Source organism: Serpens gallinarum, from assembly GCF_014836765.1.
Classification (GTDB): Bacteria; Pseudomonadota; Gammaproteobacteria; order Pseudomonadales; family Pseudomonadaceae; genus Serpens; species Serpens gallinarum.
Map to the genome: position 1 here is coordinate 1 of NZ_JACSQG010000014.1, position 13,040 is coordinate 13,040.

At 56.8% G+C, this 13,040-nt stretch carries 13 protein-coding genes and 2 pseudogenes; 3 read left to right on the forward strand and 12 right to left on the reverse strand.

Features of this window, described 5'->3' with window-relative positions:
- Positions 1 to 309: 309 nt before the first annotated feature.
- Complete coding sequence (locus H9642_RS17060) at positions 310 to 861, reverse strand: hypothetical protein (RefSeq protein ID WP_251837674.1); 552 nt, start codon at positions 859 to 861, stop codon at positions 310 to 312.
- 196 nt (positions 862 to 1,057) lie between these two features.
- Between H9642_RS17060 and H9642_RS17065 the strand changes: the two are divergent.
- A pseudogene (locus H9642_RS17065) lies at positions 1,058 to 1,216 on the forward strand (IS4 family transposase); the annotation flags it as partial.
- 97 nt (positions 1,217 to 1,313) lie between these two features.
- On the opposite strand, the gene H9642_RS17070 reads toward H9642_RS17065, so the two are convergent.
- From H9642_RS17070 to H9642_RS17115, 11 genes and pseudogenes are all read right to left on the reverse strand, one after another.
- Complete coding sequence (locus tag H9642_RS17070; protein WP_251837675.1) at positions 1,314 to 2,777, reverse strand: P-loop ATPase, Sll1717 family; 1,464 nt, start codon at positions 2,775 to 2,777, stop codon at positions 1,314 to 1,316.
- Positions 2,778 to 2,909: 132 nt separating this feature from the next.
- Positions 2,910 to 3,617 (reverse strand): DUF2971 domain-containing protein, encoded by a 708-nt coding sequence (locus H9642_RS17075; RefSeq protein ID WP_251837676.1) that lies wholly within the window; start codon positions 3,615 to 3,617, stop codon positions 2,910 to 2,912.
- An 87-nt stretch (positions 3,618 to 3,704) separates the two neighbouring features.
- Positions 3,705 to 4,079: a molecular chaperone DnaJ gene (locus H9642_RS17080; RefSeq protein ID WP_251837677.1), complete on the reverse strand. Its 375-nt coding sequence runs from the start codon at positions 4,077 to 4,079 to the stop codon at positions 3,705 to 3,707.
- Positions 4,080 to 4,190: 111 nt separating this feature from the next.
- Positions 4,191 to 4,631 (reverse strand): hypothetical protein, encoded by a 441-nt coding sequence (locus H9642_RS17085; RefSeq protein WP_251837678.1) that lies wholly within the window; start codon positions 4,629 to 4,631, stop codon positions 4,191 to 4,193.
- Between the two features lie 196 nt (positions 4,632 to 4,827).
- Entirely contained in the window at positions 4,828 to 5,877 is a 1,050-nt protein-coding gene (locus tag H9642_RS17090; protein WP_251837679.1) for an alkene reductase, read from the reverse strand.
- Between the two features lie 49 nt (positions 5,878 to 5,926).
- Positions 5,927 to 6,232 (reverse strand): ArsR/SmtB family transcription factor, encoded by a 306-nt coding sequence (locus tag H9642_RS17095; RefSeq protein WP_251837680.1) that lies wholly within the window; start codon positions 6,230 to 6,232, stop codon positions 5,927 to 5,929.
- A 224-nt stretch (positions 6,233 to 6,456) separates the two neighbouring features.
- Positions 6,457 to 7,596 (reverse strand): methyl-accepting chemotaxis protein, encoded by a 1,140-nt coding sequence (locus H9642_RS17100; protein WP_433962721.1) that lies wholly within the window; start codon positions 7,594 to 7,596, stop codon positions 6,457 to 6,459.
- A 126-nt stretch (positions 7,597 to 7,722) separates the two neighbouring features.
- A pseudogene (locus H9642_RS18555) lies at positions 7,723 to 8,319 on the reverse strand (PAS domain-containing protein); the annotation flags it as partial.
- Positions 8,319 to 9,758, reverse strand: coding sequence for a deoxyribodipyrimidine photo-lyase (gene phrB, locus H9642_RS17105; RefSeq protein WP_251837682.1), 1,440 nt, complete (start codon positions 9,756 to 9,758; stop codon positions 8,319 to 8,321). The pseudogene H9642_RS18555 and the gene phrB, both read right to left, overlap by 1 nt.
- Entirely contained in the window at positions 9,746 to 10,702 is a 957-nt protein-coding gene (locus H9642_RS17110) for a MerR family transcriptional regulator (protein ID WP_251837683.1), read from the reverse strand. Before H9642_RS17110 ends, phrB begins: the two co-directional genes overlap by 13 nt.
- Before the next feature lie 2 nt (positions 10,703 to 10,704).
- Positions 10,705 to 11,661: a YbgA family protein gene (locus tag H9642_RS17115; protein WP_251837684.1), complete on the reverse strand. Its 957-nt coding sequence runs from the start codon at positions 11,659 to 11,661 to the stop codon at positions 10,705 to 10,707.
- A gap of 276 nt (positions 11,662 to 11,937) precedes the next feature.
- Here H9642_RS17115 and H9642_RS17120 point away from each other — a divergent pair, with 276 nt between their 5' ends.
- Together H9642_RS17120 and H9642_RS17125 are read left to right on the forward strand one after the other, a co-directional pair.
- Positions 11,938 to 12,504: a lipocalin family protein gene (locus tag H9642_RS17120; protein WP_251837685.1), complete on the forward strand. Its 567-nt coding sequence runs from the start codon at positions 11,938 to 11,940 to the stop codon at positions 12,502 to 12,504.
- Between the two features lie 184 nt (positions 12,505 to 12,688).
- The gene (locus tag H9642_RS17125) at positions 12,689 to 13,009 is read left to right on the forward strand and encodes a hypothetical protein (protein ID WP_251837686.1); all 321 of its coding nucleotides are present in this window, start codon (positions 12,689 to 12,691) and stop codon (positions 13,007 to 13,009) included.
- The last annotated feature ends 31 nt before the right edge of the window (positions 13,010 to 13,040 follow it).

The following is a 13,040-nucleotide window of genomic DNA, read 5'->3' on the forward strand; positions in this document are numbered from 1 at the left end:
AGGCTCCAGAGGGAATCGGGAGCTCAGCATCGGGACTTTTTCAGTCCTTTTGAATGTGTGCTTTATGGAGCGGTTACCGTCAATGGAGGCTCCTGCAGAAGGATTCGGCGCTGAACGCACCCCACATAGGCGGTATAGCCCCACCTGCAACCCCCCACCAGATGGGCTGCCGTATGGTCACCGGGCTGAGGTGCACCGAAGCGAGTGATTCAGCAGAGGTCGTCACAGAGCGGGCAGATCCAGTTCGTGACCGGTTTCATCGATGGCGGGTGAGGGTGCGTAATTGGCCGAGTAGCGTTGGCCGGCGTGCTACAACTTGTCGCGCCCCCGCATGCGCTTGTTTTCAAGTTCGAACATGCGGCGAATACTTGCGCCATCGGACGGCTCTTTTTTTAGTGTCTCGGGATCCCACTGGCTTCGCGTCGTGTCGAAGAAATCGCCGCCGTAAATGTGAATGCCGCCAGTGAAGCGCAACAGTGGATTGGTTACCGAGTGAATCACATCAACCGGAAGGGAAACCGCATCTCCAGCAAACAGCGCTTTGGCGCCAAAGGCCTCAATACGATCGGGTGTTTCGCGCCAAAGAATATTGTCCTCGCGTCCCGTATAGATCCCGATGTTCGCCCACATCAGATGATTGTGCGGCATGAGATTCATCTGTGGCGTCCACGCCGCGCTGAGGATCGTTAGCGACTTGGAACGATGCAGGACTTTGATCCCAGCCTCGCGAGGCTCGCCCACGGCGGTGAGCATTGCGCTTGGATTGTGGATCGCCTTTGCGAGCACCTCCAGCACCGCAGCCTGTGGATGGGGGCCGTTGTTCGCCGCAATGCAATCGCCAACAAATCGCTCTAAGTCCATGTTCGCTCCCGTGACCAAGTGTGGCACTCGCGAGCACTGGATCTTACTCCCGCAGCAGCGACGTTCAAGCGAGGGCGGGCCAGGCTGAATGACGTCGTTCTAGACACCTAACGCTTGAAAAAGGAGACAGATTTTCCCTCAAGACTGGAGTTGAAAAATAAATCTGTCCTCTTTTGTTCTGTCCCCTTTTGTTTCTTTACCGCGCGAGCTGAGCTTCAAACACAGCCTGCAGTTATGGCTAGCTTGGCGGCTGCTCGTCGACCTGGAAGAGGAAAATCTGGCTAGCCTGCTGTGCTTGATTGTCCAGCGGCGAGTGGGCCGACGTCCCGGGCGGGCAGAGCCACGAGTGCTCAAGTGAAGGCCGAAATCCTACCCGTTACTGATGCAGACACGCCACTCAGCTCGCGCGGAAGAGGGTTAAGTAAGTGCCATTCAAATCTGTCCCCTTTGTCTCAATGAATGTTTAGAAATTCTCTATATGAAAGATGGATCGACCAAACAATATTCCCTTTCGAGTTCTCACTTGAATTGTATAGGTCTGGGTCATCAGTAAAATGCGTAAATGTTTTTCTATCTTCGTGTATTCTTGAAATTAGTCCTAACTTATATAAGAAGGTCCCTAGATCTTTGGGCTCAACATATACTTTTCCATCAACGGGGGGGATCACACTAGCATCCCTGCCTCTAATGAAATTTTTATCTATGATTTTATGTAAGTCAATGGAATTAAACTCTTTTTGAGTTGCTCTCAGTGAATCTATCAAGTTACTTAGTTCATCAAATTGATGCTGGTGCTCTTTAATCAAATCGTCTCTTCGATTTTTGCCGAACTCTTCAAGGATAAACCTGATATCGTCAAGTGTTATTCTTTTGGCGTGCGGGCTTCTTTCTTTTGCTTTTTTGCCTGACATTCTACCAAGCTGCCCCATCCACCTAGGTCTTTTATTTGAAAATGCTGAAATCGCATCAAACATTTTCGCATTATCGTCTCCTCCCCATTGAATTGGGGATTCAAAGACTAGATCAATTAATTTATTATAGTCTCTGCCGAGCTTGTAATTAGCTTCTTCCGCACTTGGGTGTTTTCTTTTTATATACGAGAGGATCTTGTTCGCCAGCATGTCTCGCATATGGCGCCTGGTCCATACAATTTCAATAACATACTGCTCCAGCTTATCCAAGTCTTCTAAATGCTTTAAGCAAGACCATACGTCACTACGTACGCTTGCTCGAATATTCAAGCCATTCAGAGTAAATGATAACGCTCTAATCGCACTAAAAAATGAGCCAACCCGTGCTTGTTGATCAGGTGTGTTTGTATATTTTGCATCTATATCATCTATAAGAATCCAAACTCTAGAATTTTTATGGTTATTTTGGTAGTTCTTCAAAAGCTCTGTTAGATTGCTAGGTTGAAACCCTTTAACCTCCATATTTAGAGCTGGCAACTTCCCTATTAGTCTACTGATTAATCCGCCAATAAAATTTTTGCTTTTTAATCCTTCAATCTCAGATAATTCAACCATTGACATTTCATCGCTAGTTAAAGCGAAACCAATACTATCACCAATCTCTACGATTATTTTTTTGCAAATTATTTGCTTCCAATAATTTTCAAGATAAGAATGATCATCTCCAGAAAAATCGCCCAATCCAAGTAAGTCATTTCCTTTGACTCGAATGACAATGGGGTTTTTATATTCGGTATCATTTATCAGCTTGTACTGAAGCCTTGAAAGCAATGCCGATTTGCCCATGCCCTTACGGGCACTCACAATAGAAAGGCTCTCATCTGCATCAAAAAAATCGTCAAAATCACTATTATCAATGTAATACGAGTTAAGAATCTCTAGATTCTCGTCTTCTCCTGCTTCGTTTCCAAAAAGTTTCTTGTCCTTAAGGTTGACATTTAACATGGCTTTTACTTCTTTGCTTTAATTGGATTAATTGTTCGGTGAAAGCTAACGTGAAGCTAACGGGCGGACAAAAGCGCAGCTGTGGACGTCCAGCGAGCGAAGCGAGTAAACGTTAAGCGAATTGTTAATAATTCATAATTTCCGATACTTCTCATGATAAAAATTTTGGTTTATTTCTTTATTTAAGCATTTTTCGCAAACAGCCTCGTCGGAGGCTCTCTGAAATACCCCAGCCTTTCCCATCAAGATCTTTGGTTTCACCACAGCCCCTGACGGCGCTTCTCTTAAAACCCTTATGCTTGGGTTGCATTGAGTGATGATATGCTCAATTAAATCAACTTTCGAGCTATCCGCTCTTGATCCAAACGTTACAGACACAATGTTAACTGGTAAAAACTTACGATCGATAACCAAGCACCTATATTCATTCTCATAACTCCAATGCTTTGCTTTAAATTTTAGCTGCTCTAAAGCCATTTCCATAGAGAAATTATCAACACGAAGCTTAGGCTTGTTCATATAAGAAACTTTGCTAAACGGTTGGTTATCAATAAGTTCAAAGCCGATCACGCAGCCTTTTCTTCCATCGGCATAATGCGACCACATTAATGATGCGTCTGGATCTTTTGTAAAACAAACAACCCCAATTCTTTTTATATAACCTTCCCAAGCAAACTCCAAATCCCTTGAGCATTCAGATTCAATCTTTATTGAACCCTCCATCGGATCATTAATGTCACTATAATTTGCCGCGTAAAATCTTTGTCGTAATAAAGCATCAAGCAAGAACTCTAGATCATTTAATGATTTGTATTTATAAAAACTTGATTTCTTTATCATTTCAGGCGTGTATTGTTAGATTTTGGTTAAAGGGGCTCCCGCTTTGCGGGCGTTCCAGTGAGCGAAGCGAGCAAATTGAACCAATTGTTATGCTTTACGTGCTCGCCGCGAAAAATAAAAACCCACAACAGAGCCAATGACCGCACTGCTGAAAGCTAATATTTCGGAAAAATATTCATTTTTTGTTAGTGCAAAAAAGAAGACCATAAACAGAAGAATTAGCACGAGGATTATTGCCAGCATTGGTGCAATACGCTTATTCATACGTTCTGTTAGCGGTTCAGCCTGACCGATACCTCCGCAGGAACCACAAAGAAGGCCTTGCTGCCCGGTGCGTCTCCAGAATGGCAATTCATTGCGCTTCGCGCATGCATAACAAGAGTTGTCGTTCACACGATTGCGGCATGTGCCACTTCCAGAGCAATGCTGACAGTCATATAGATTGGTTTTTATCTCGTGCATTCCATTGCCTTGTAAACATAACGATTAAGCTAAAGGGCAGGCAAAAGCGTAGCTTTTGACTGTCCAGCGAACGAAGTGAGCGACAGTTGAGCATATTGTTATGCTTTTCGACTATCGTTTGATCAAAACAACATCGGCATTTGTGCCTTCAACTTGCATTTTGTATGCGGTTCCAGTGTTGTAAATCAGAACTTCAGGCATGTATGAGTACGTGTATTCGTAGCTGTAACTGCTCTGCTTCCAGATTTGTCCGTTAGTTAGCTGGTAAGCGGTCGCTCCCTCCCAGCCATTAAAATCACCGTCAATTTGAGACTCGATTACGTCAAATATTTGTCGTATTGGAATTACTTGATTTTGACCGTCGACATTCAAGAACAGCCTGCCGTTTGCTCTGAGGATGTTGACCTTTGGGCAGTGCGCGTAGTGGTACCAATACATATATTGATCTTGAATCCAGTAGGTACCATCTTGAAGCTTAAAAAGCACTTCGTCATCGGAGCCCTCAAAGTCTCCATCAATCCTTGTGCTTTTGATCAGTTCATAACTGCTCATTGGATTTCCTTTTCTTTAGAAATAACAGTGATTAGAAGTGATTCTTCTGTAATGGAGTTATACCGAACGCCATCTAATTGCTGTAAAGCCAAACCCTCCGATGGCAGGACGCTACTATTTATTCCCCGCTGTTGTCCACTCACAAAAAAGCCCGACCTGAATTCCTCTAGGTCGGGCTTTTTGTCGCAGGTACTACTTACAGCGTCGGGTAGTCGATATACCCCTCAGGGCTCGAGCCGTAGAAGGTGTCAAAACGCGGCTCATTGAGCGGGGCGTCTTGTTGCAGGCGGGCCACCAGGTCCGGGTTAGCGATGAAGGGCACGCCGAAGGCCACGGCGTCGGCTTTGCCTTCGGCCAGCCAGGCGTTGGCCTGGTCCTTGGTGAAGCCTTCGTTGGCGATGTAGACGCCGCCGAAGATCTGCTTCAGTTGCGGGCCGAGGCTGTCGGCGCCTGCTTTTTCGCGTGTGCAGATGAAGGCGATGCCGCGCTTGCCAAGTTCGCGGGCGACGTAGCCGAAGGTTTCCGCCAGGTTGCTGTCGCCCATGTCGTGGGAGTCGGCACGCGGGGCCAGGTGGACGCCAACGCGGCCGGCGCCCCAGACGGAGACGGCGGCGTCGGTGACTTCCAGCAGGAGGCGGGCGCGGTTTTCCAGCGAGCCGCCGTAGGCGTCGGTGCGCTTGTTGGTGCCGTCCTGCAGGAACTGGTCGAGCAGGTAGCCGTTGGCGCCGTGGATTTCCACGCCGTCAAAGCCGGCTTCCTTGGCGTTCTCGGCGCCTTTGCGGTAGGCCTCGACGATGGCGGGGATTTCAGCGGTTTCCAGGGCGCGCGGGGTTTCGTAGTCCTTCTTGGGGCGCAGCAGGCTTACATGGCCGGCCGGCTTGAGGGCGCTGGGTGCGACCGGCAATTGGCCGTCCAGGTAGATGGGGTCGGAGATACGGCCGACGTGCCAGAGCTGCAGGATGATCTTGCCGCCGGCGGCATGCACGGCGTCGGTGACTTTGCGCCAGCCCTGGATCTGCTCGGCGGACCAGATACCGGGAGTGTCCGGGTAGCCGACGCCCAGCGGCGTGACGGAGGTGGCTTCGCTGATGATCAGGCCGGCGCTGGCGCGTTGGCGGTAGTACTCGACCATCAGTTCGCCGGGTACGCGGCCGGGCTCGGCGCGGCAGCGGGTCAGCGGGGCCATGATGACGCGGTTGGAGAGTCGTAGGTCGCCGATTTGGATAGGGTCAAACAAGGTGGACATGGAGTAACTCCTGGGGTGATGACAATACGCGAGGCGGATGGGCCGGGCGTTAAAGACTCTGTTCGATGCGCTTCAGAAAGCTCTCGATCTGCGCATCGTTGCGTGTGAAGAAGTGCCACTGGCCGATCTTGCGGCTGGTGATCAGGCCGGCGCGTTGCAGGGTGGCAAGGTGGGCCGACACGGTGGATTGGGAGAGCCCGGCGAGGCGGTCGATCTGGCCGGCGCACACGCCGATGTCCAGCGGGTGGTGTTCCTGCTCGGGGAAGTAGCGCTCGGGCTCCTTGAGCCAGCGCAGGATGTCCCGGCGCAGCGGGTGGGCCAGGGCCTTAATGATGTCGTCCAGTTCGTCGCTCATGGAATCGGTGCTCGTAACGGTGTATCGCGATGGGGCGAACTTAATATCGTGTTGAGACGATATTGGGCTGAATCTTTCGACTTCAAGGGTTGAGTGATTCGGTGTGGGATTAGCGGTACAGGCAATTTTTTAGCGATGGGGACGTTTCAGCCGCAATGCAGGGGGGAGCATCGCGGCTGAGGGCGCGCTTCCAGGGGAAGCGGAAAGTGGCCGACCAGGGAAGGTCAATCTCTGCGTTTCCCGGCCCGTTTGGTCCAGAACTGCCGGGCCAGTTCATGCAGCCTGCCGGTGAGCTGCGCGACCTGCACGGCATAGTCGCGGTTGCGCTGCCCGGCTTCGACGCTCTCGTCAGCGGCGTGGCGAATGCTGGCGATGCTGCGGTTGATGTCCTGGCTGACGCTGCCTTGCTGCTGCGCCGCCGCGGCGATGTGGGTGTTCATGGCGGTAATTTCATTGACGCGCCGGCTGATGCCCGCCAGCGCCAGGGCGGCCTGCTGGGCATGGGCGACGCTGGCCTGGGCCTGCTCGCGGCTCTTTTCCATGACAGCAACGGCCGAGCGCGCGCCGTCCTGTAGTGTGCCGATCATCTGCTGGATATCCGCGGTGGACTGCTGGGTACGACCGGCGAGGCTGCGCACTTCGTCGGCCACCACGGCAAAGCCTCGGCCCTGTTCACCGGCGCGGGCGGCCTCGATGGCGGCGTTCAGGGCAAGCAGGTTGGTCTGCGCCGCAATGTTCTGGATGACTTCCAGCACGCTGGAGATTTCCTGGCTGTTGGCTTCCAGGTGGTGAATGACCTGGGCGGCCTGGTGAATCTCACCTTCCAGCAGATGGATGGACTCGCTGCTCTTGGCCACCAGGCTTTGCCCGGTGCGGGTTTCGTTATCCGCCTGCTCCGCTGCCTGAGCGGCGTTCTGAGCGTAGAGAGCAGCCTCCTGAATGTTCGCGGCCATTTGGTGCACGGCCGTGGCGATCTGTTCGGTGGCGCACTTCTGTTCGACCGTCAGCTGACTGCTGCCATCAATTTCGCGCAGCAGGTTGTCGGCCTGCAAGCCGAGCTGGGTGGAGGCATCGCCGAGGCGGCCCAGCACGGCGCCGGTTTCCGCCTGGGCCATGCGCAAGGCAAATTCGATCTGACCGAATTCATCGGCGCGGCCGGTATACAGCGCCTGGCTCAGCGCGTTGTCTGCGATGTCGCGTGCGCGGGCCGTCAACTGGATCAACGGGGCCAGCAGCAGGGCGATGGCGATGGAGCTGGATGCAGCGCCAAGCCCGGCAATCAGCAGGGCAGAGACCAGCGGCAGGGCAAACAGGCTGGCCACGGCGAAGGTGCTCAGCCCGAGGCAGGCGCTGACCAGCAGCATCAGCTTGAGGCGCAGCTCCAGTGGCGTGCGCAGAATGCGTGGCGATTGACCGGCGCGCAGTTGCTCGTACAGCTGTTCGGCCGCGCGTACGTGGGCAGGGTCGGGCTTGGTGCGCACCGACTGGTACTCGACGGTATCGCCATCTTTGCTGATGGGTGTGACGAAGGCGCTGACCCAGTAATGGTCACCGTTCTTGCAGCGGTTCTTGATCAACCCCATCCACGAGCGGCCACGCTTCAACGTGGCCCACATCTGTTCGAAGGCTGCGGACGGCATGTCCGGGTGACGAACGATGTTGTGGGGCTGGCCGCGCAGTTCGGCCTCGCTGAACCCACTGATCTGGACGAATTGGGCATTGACGTGGCTGATCAGCCCCTTGGGGCTGGTTGTGGAGAAAATGTTGGCGTGCTCGGGTAAATCAACATTTCGCCCCGTGACCGGAAGATTTTTTCGCACTGCTGGTTCTCTGGGTTTATTGCCTTGCGGCGTTGTGTGTGGAAGGGGCTTGAGCGTGACGCATGTTTCCTTCGCCTTCGTTTTGGTCAGGCTTAATCGCTGCGCACGCGGGTGTGTACTAAAACACGCCAATATTTCAGCGCGGTATATCTTTTGATATTGATTTGATGTTTTTTTGACATCTATCAAGAGTGGCTTGCTAGACGCATTCCACCCGCACCGCGGCCACAACTGTGCCGTCCAAGCCAAATTGGGTAGGGCAGACATCAGGCATGACTGGGTACCCGTGACGGCAGGTTCTGGAACGCCGCCAGGGCGCGTTCGCGACTGCGGCGCAGGTCGACGAGGGGAGGCGGATAATCCACGGCGCCGAACAAGCCACTCAGTGCAGACGGATCGTGAATGGCGCGGTTATCCAGATGCACCAGCTCCGGCAGCCAGTGGCGGATGAAGCGTCCCTCGGGGTCGAATTTCTGCGACTGGCTGATGGGGTTGAAAATGCGGAAGTAGGGCGCCGCGTCGGTGCCAGTGGAGGCGCTCCATTGCCAGCCGCCGTTGTTGGCGGCAAGGTCGCCATCGATCAGGTGGCGCATGAAAAAACGCTCGCCTTCGCGCCAGTCGATCAACAAGTTCTTGGTGAGGAACATGGCGACCACCATGCGCAGCCGGTTGTGCATCCAGCCGGTGGTCAACAATTGGCGCATGGCAGCGTCGATCAGCGGAAAGCCGGTGCGGCCTTCTTGCCAGGCGGCTAGATCGTCGGGGGCGTGACGCCAGGGCAGCGCTTCGGTTTCCAGGCGGAAGGCGCGGTGGCGCGAGACACGCGGATAGCCAACCAGAATGTGTGTATAGAACTCGCGCCAGAGCAGTTCATTGATCCAACTGACGGCGCCCGGCTGGCCACCATCAAACTCGCCGCAATTGGCCCGCAGCACGGCATGCAGGCACTGGCGTGGCGACAGCACGCCGGCCGCCAGGTACGGCGACAACTGGCTGGTGCCTGGCAAGGCGGGGATGTCGCGCTGTTGCGTATAGGCCTCGAGGCGTTCTTCGGCAAACAGCGTCAGACGTTCCAGCGCGGCATCCTCGCCGGCGGGCCACAGTTGACGCAGGGAGTCCGCCGGCGGTGTAAAGCCCTGCACACTGGCCGGCACGGCATCGCTGGCAACGCTCAAGGGCGCTTGCGCGGCGGGCAACCACTGCAGAGCGGGCAGGGCTGCGTGCAAGCGCTGATAGCAGACCTTGCGGAACTGGCTGAACACCTGGAAATAGCCGCCGGAGCGGGTCAGCATGCTGCCCGGCTGGAACAGTAACTGGTCAAGATGACCGCGAAAGCCCACGCCTAAGTCATCCAGACGAGACGCCACCTCGCGGTCGCGGCGGGTTTCGTTGAGGCCGTATTCCTCGTTGACGTGCACGCAGCGGATGGTGTGGGTGCGGCAGACATCAGCCAGCACCTCGGGCGCGTCGCGCCAGTGCTCGGCGTGACGGATCAACAGCGGCACGTTGAGGCGCTGCAGTTCCACTTGCAGCGCGGCCAGGTTGCGCAGCCAGAAGTCCACCTTGCACGGCGCATCGTCGTGTTGCTGCCACTGGCCGGGGCTGAGCAGGTACAGGGCGATAGTCGGCCCCTCGGCCATGGCTGCGCAGAGGGCGGTGTTGTCGTGCACGCGCAGGTCGCTGCGCAGCCAGATCAGCTGGCGCATGGCGAGGCTCCTGGTGCTGAAGCTCCTTCGCGGTAGCTGCCCAGCAGATTGAGCGATTGCAGGCAGTGCAGGGCGTCGAGCGGGTCGTCGGCGAGGTACAGATCGGTGCTTTGCAATTGCTGACGGTGGATGCCGCTGGCCGGGCCGCAGAGCAGGGCCGGGCAGGCGATGCCCGGCAGCAGGCGTTGCAAGAGGGCGGGTTTCAGCCTCTGGCTGCCATACAGGAGTAGGCCGCGTGGCTGGATGCGCCGCACGGCGACCTGCAGCTCCGGCGCAGGGATGGCCCAGTCGAGCACCAGTACCGGGCATTCGGCATCGCTGGCCAGCCAGGCGCACAGCCACAGGCCGGGTTCCATCGGCTCGGGCGAGAGGTTGAGCAGCAGCAGCGGCGCGCTGGGGTGCAAGCGGTTGTTGTGGTACAGGCGCGCGCCCAGCTTGCTGCGCAGCCAGGACAAGAAGAACACCTGCTCCAGGCGGACACCGGGCTGCTGGCGCCAGCGCCGGCGCAGTTCGTCGAGCAGCGGCAGCAGCAAGTGCCGGCACAGGGTGGCCGGCGGGTAAAGAGCCATGCTGCGATTGAAGGCATCATCCAGGGCGCGTTCGGCGAGTGCCTCGATGGCCTCCAGCAAGTGCTGTTGCGCGGCGCGCCAGGTCGAGTCGTCGCGGGTCGCCTCGGGCTGGCGCTCGCTGAGCAGCCCCTTGACCTGGCTGACGGCGACGCCGCGCTCCAGCCATGCCAGCACCTGGCGCACCTGATCGATCAGCGCGCTGGAGTACAGCCGATGCCCCTTGGGCGTGCGCTGCGGCAGGATCAGCCCGTAGCGGCGTTCCCAGGCGCGCAGGGTCACCGGGTTGACGCCGGTCAGGCGCGCCACTTCGCGGATCGGCAGCAGGTCTTGGCTCGCGCCGTCATCGTCGGCCGCAGGCGTGAAAGTCTCGTTCATGGTCACAGGGCGTTACGCAGGCTGAGGTCTTCGGGGTGCGGTTGCAGGTAGGCCTGGCCCGCGAGGTAGTCGTCCGGATGGCGGCGCAAGTGATGCTTGAGCAGGGTCAGCGGCACCACCAGCGGCACGATGCCCAGGCGGTACTGGTCGATCACCTGGCGCAGCTCCTGTTTGTCGTCATGGCTGAGCGCGTGCTTCAGATAGCCGCTCAGGTGCTGCAGCACATTGGTGTGCGTGCCCCGGCTGGCGGTGTGCTTGAGAGCGGCCATCAACTGGCTGAAGTAGCGCGGGGCAAACACGTCCAGCGGCTCGCGATTGTTCGCCAGCTGGCGGCCCAGGGCCTGGTACTGCGTGCGGCTGGTGGCCATCAACTGATACTTGTAGCGCGCATGAAAGGTGTACAGCGCGCGGCGGCTCAGCCCCTCGCGAAGCAGGCGTTGCCACTCGGCATAGGCGAACACGCGGGTGATGAAGTTCTCGCGCAGCACCGGATCGTTGAGCCGACCGTCTTCCTCCACCGGCAGGTCCGGGCGGGTCTGCATCAGCGCGGCGGCGAACAGACCGCGTCCACCGCCTGGCACCGGGTTGCCGTTGTCCTGGTAGACCTTGACCCGCTCCATGCCGCAGGACGGTGATTTCTGCATAAGGATGTAGCCGCAGATGTCGTCTAGCTGTGCGGCTGTGCGTTGGCCGAACGCCGTCAGCGCCTCGCTGACATCCCGCTCGCGATGCACGCTGCCCCGCGCACGCGGGCTGGCCGGATCGCCCACCAGGCGGATCGCCTCGCGGGGCGTGCCCAGACCAATGCCGACTTCCGGGCAAACTGGCACGTACTCGAAATGCCGGGCGAGGATCTCGCTGCACAACCTTGACTCCTTGTGTCCGCCGTTGAAACGCACCGGTTTGCCCAGCAAGCAGGCGCTGATACCGATCTTGAGGGGGGCGATGAATGTGCTCATGTGCGGTCTCTCATTCAGGGACACGGGGTTAGGCTGTACAGATTTTCTTAAATGTAGGGTTTTTCTTGTACAAGTCAATGTATTTGTATAAGGTTGTCGCGTGAAGCCAGGCTACGAATCGCGGCTCTTCGTAGGGTGGATGTCGTCGTCCACCATGGCCCCGCTCGGTGGGGCGCCACTCGGTGGATCGCCACCCGGTGGATCGATAAAGCACGATCCACCCTACGTCCGGGTCCACTCGCAAACCGAAAACCTCAACTCGCGGAGATCAGCGTTATGAATATGTGGAGCATCCGAAACGGGTCTCGCCGAACTCCGGCGGCGCTGTTGGTACTGGCCCTGCTGGTGCTGGGCGGCTGTTCGTACGCACCCCCTAAAGGCGTGGCGGTGGTGACGCCGTTCGAGCTGGAGCGGTACCTGGGCCACTGGTACGAAATCGCGCGGCTCGACCATTCGTTCGAGCGCGGCCTGAGCAATGTGAATGCCACGTACAGAAAGCGCGCCGATGGCAGCATCGAGGTGATCAACCGGGGTTACAACGATATGCGCGGCGCCTGGCAGGAGGCCGTTGGCAAGGCCAAGTTCACCGGTGCGACGGACGTCGGGTCGCTGAAGGTGTCGTTCTTCGGTCCGTTTTACGGTGGCTACAACGTGGTTGCATTGGATCGGCAGAATTACCGTTGGGCCATGGTGATGGGGCCGGACCGCGACTACCTGTGGATCCTCGCCCGTGACAAACAATTGCCGGACGAGGTGCGCCAACAGCTGGTCAATCAGGCTACCGAGCTGGGCATAGATGTGTCGCAGCTGATCTGGGTCGAGCACAACAGGGATGACGCCTGAGGCTACAGGCACGAGGTGGGTATCGATTGAGGTTTTTCGGGTGCGGGAGTGCTCAGGTGCAATCCATTACGGTGCAGACACATTAATCCTGGAGCGCTGTCGTGCCATGGATGGCGGCCGATATCGGCGTAATCGTTGCCCTGGGTGATGGCGCATCGAATACGCCAACCCACTGGCGGAGCGCGTGTTGGGCGATGCAACGCTGACCGGCGCAAACGTGTACAACCTGGTCTGGCTGCTTGGCGAGGAATACCAACGGCTGGCCCGGCGTTTGATTGCCCGATTGGGCTCGCAGCAGGCGCAGCCGGTCAGGAATGTGATGGTGGACGTGGAGCAAGCCAGTGGACGGCGCCGGCTACGCATTGACGTGCTGGCCAACGGCGCCGTTGACGGTCAGCCGCGTTGGCTGCTGTTGCTGCTTGATCTGGGCCCCGTGGCGAAACCCCCGGCGAGCTACGCGAGTTGCAGGCCCTGGGCATTTACCTGTTCCAGGGTTACTTGTTAGTCCGTCCGGCGTTCGAGGCGCTGCCGGAGGT

Excerpts from the sequence above, each read along its gene's own strand:
- H9642_RS17100 (WP_433962721.1), bottom strand. The coding sequence starts at position 7,596 with ATGCTGCTGGTCAGCGCCTGCCTCGGGCTGAGCACCTTCGCCGTGGCC.
- phrB (WP_251837682.1), bottom strand. The coding sequence starts at position 9,758 with ATGCGCCAGCTGATCTGGCTGCGCAGCGACCTGCGCGTGCACGACAAC.
- H9642_RS17115 (WP_251837684.1), bottom strand. The coding sequence starts at position 11,661 with ATGAGCACATTCATCGCCCCCCTCAAGATCGGTATCAGCGCCTGCTTG.
- H9642_RS17080 (WP_251837677.1), bottom strand. The coding sequence starts at position 4,079 with ATGCACGAGATAAAAACCAATCTATATGACTGTCAGCATTGCTCTGGA.
- H9642_RS17110 (WP_251837683.1), bottom strand. The coding sequence starts at position 10,702 with ATGAACGAGACTTTCACGCCTGCGGCCGACGATGACGGCGCGAGCCAA.
- H9642_RS17090 (WP_251837679.1), bottom strand. The coding sequence starts at position 5,877 with ATGTCCACCTTGTTTGACCCTATCCAAATCGGCGACCTACGACTCTCC.
- H9642_RS17075 (WP_251837676.1), bottom strand. The coding sequence starts at position 3,617 with ATGATAAAGAAATCAAGTTTTTATAAATACAAATCATTAAATGATCTA.
- H9642_RS17060 (WP_251837674.1), bottom strand. The coding sequence starts at position 861 with ATGGACTTAGAGCGATTTGTTGGCGATTGCATTGCGGCGAACAACGGC.
- H9642_RS17095 (WP_251837680.1), bottom strand. The coding sequence starts at position 6,232 with ATGAGCGACGAACTGGACGACATCATTAAGGCCCTGGCCCACCCGCTG.
- H9642_RS17070 (WP_251837675.1), bottom strand. The coding sequence starts at position 2,777 with ATGTTAAATGTCAACCTTAAGGACAAGAAACTTTTTGGAAACGAAGCA.
- H9642_RS17120 (WP_251837685.1), top strand. The coding sequence starts at position 11,938 with ATGAATATGTGGAGCATCCGAAACGGGTCTCGCCGAACTCCGGCGGCG.
- H9642_RS17085 (WP_251837678.1), bottom strand. The coding sequence starts at position 4,631 with ATGAGCAGTTATGAACTGATCAAAAGCACAAGGATTGATGGAGACTTT.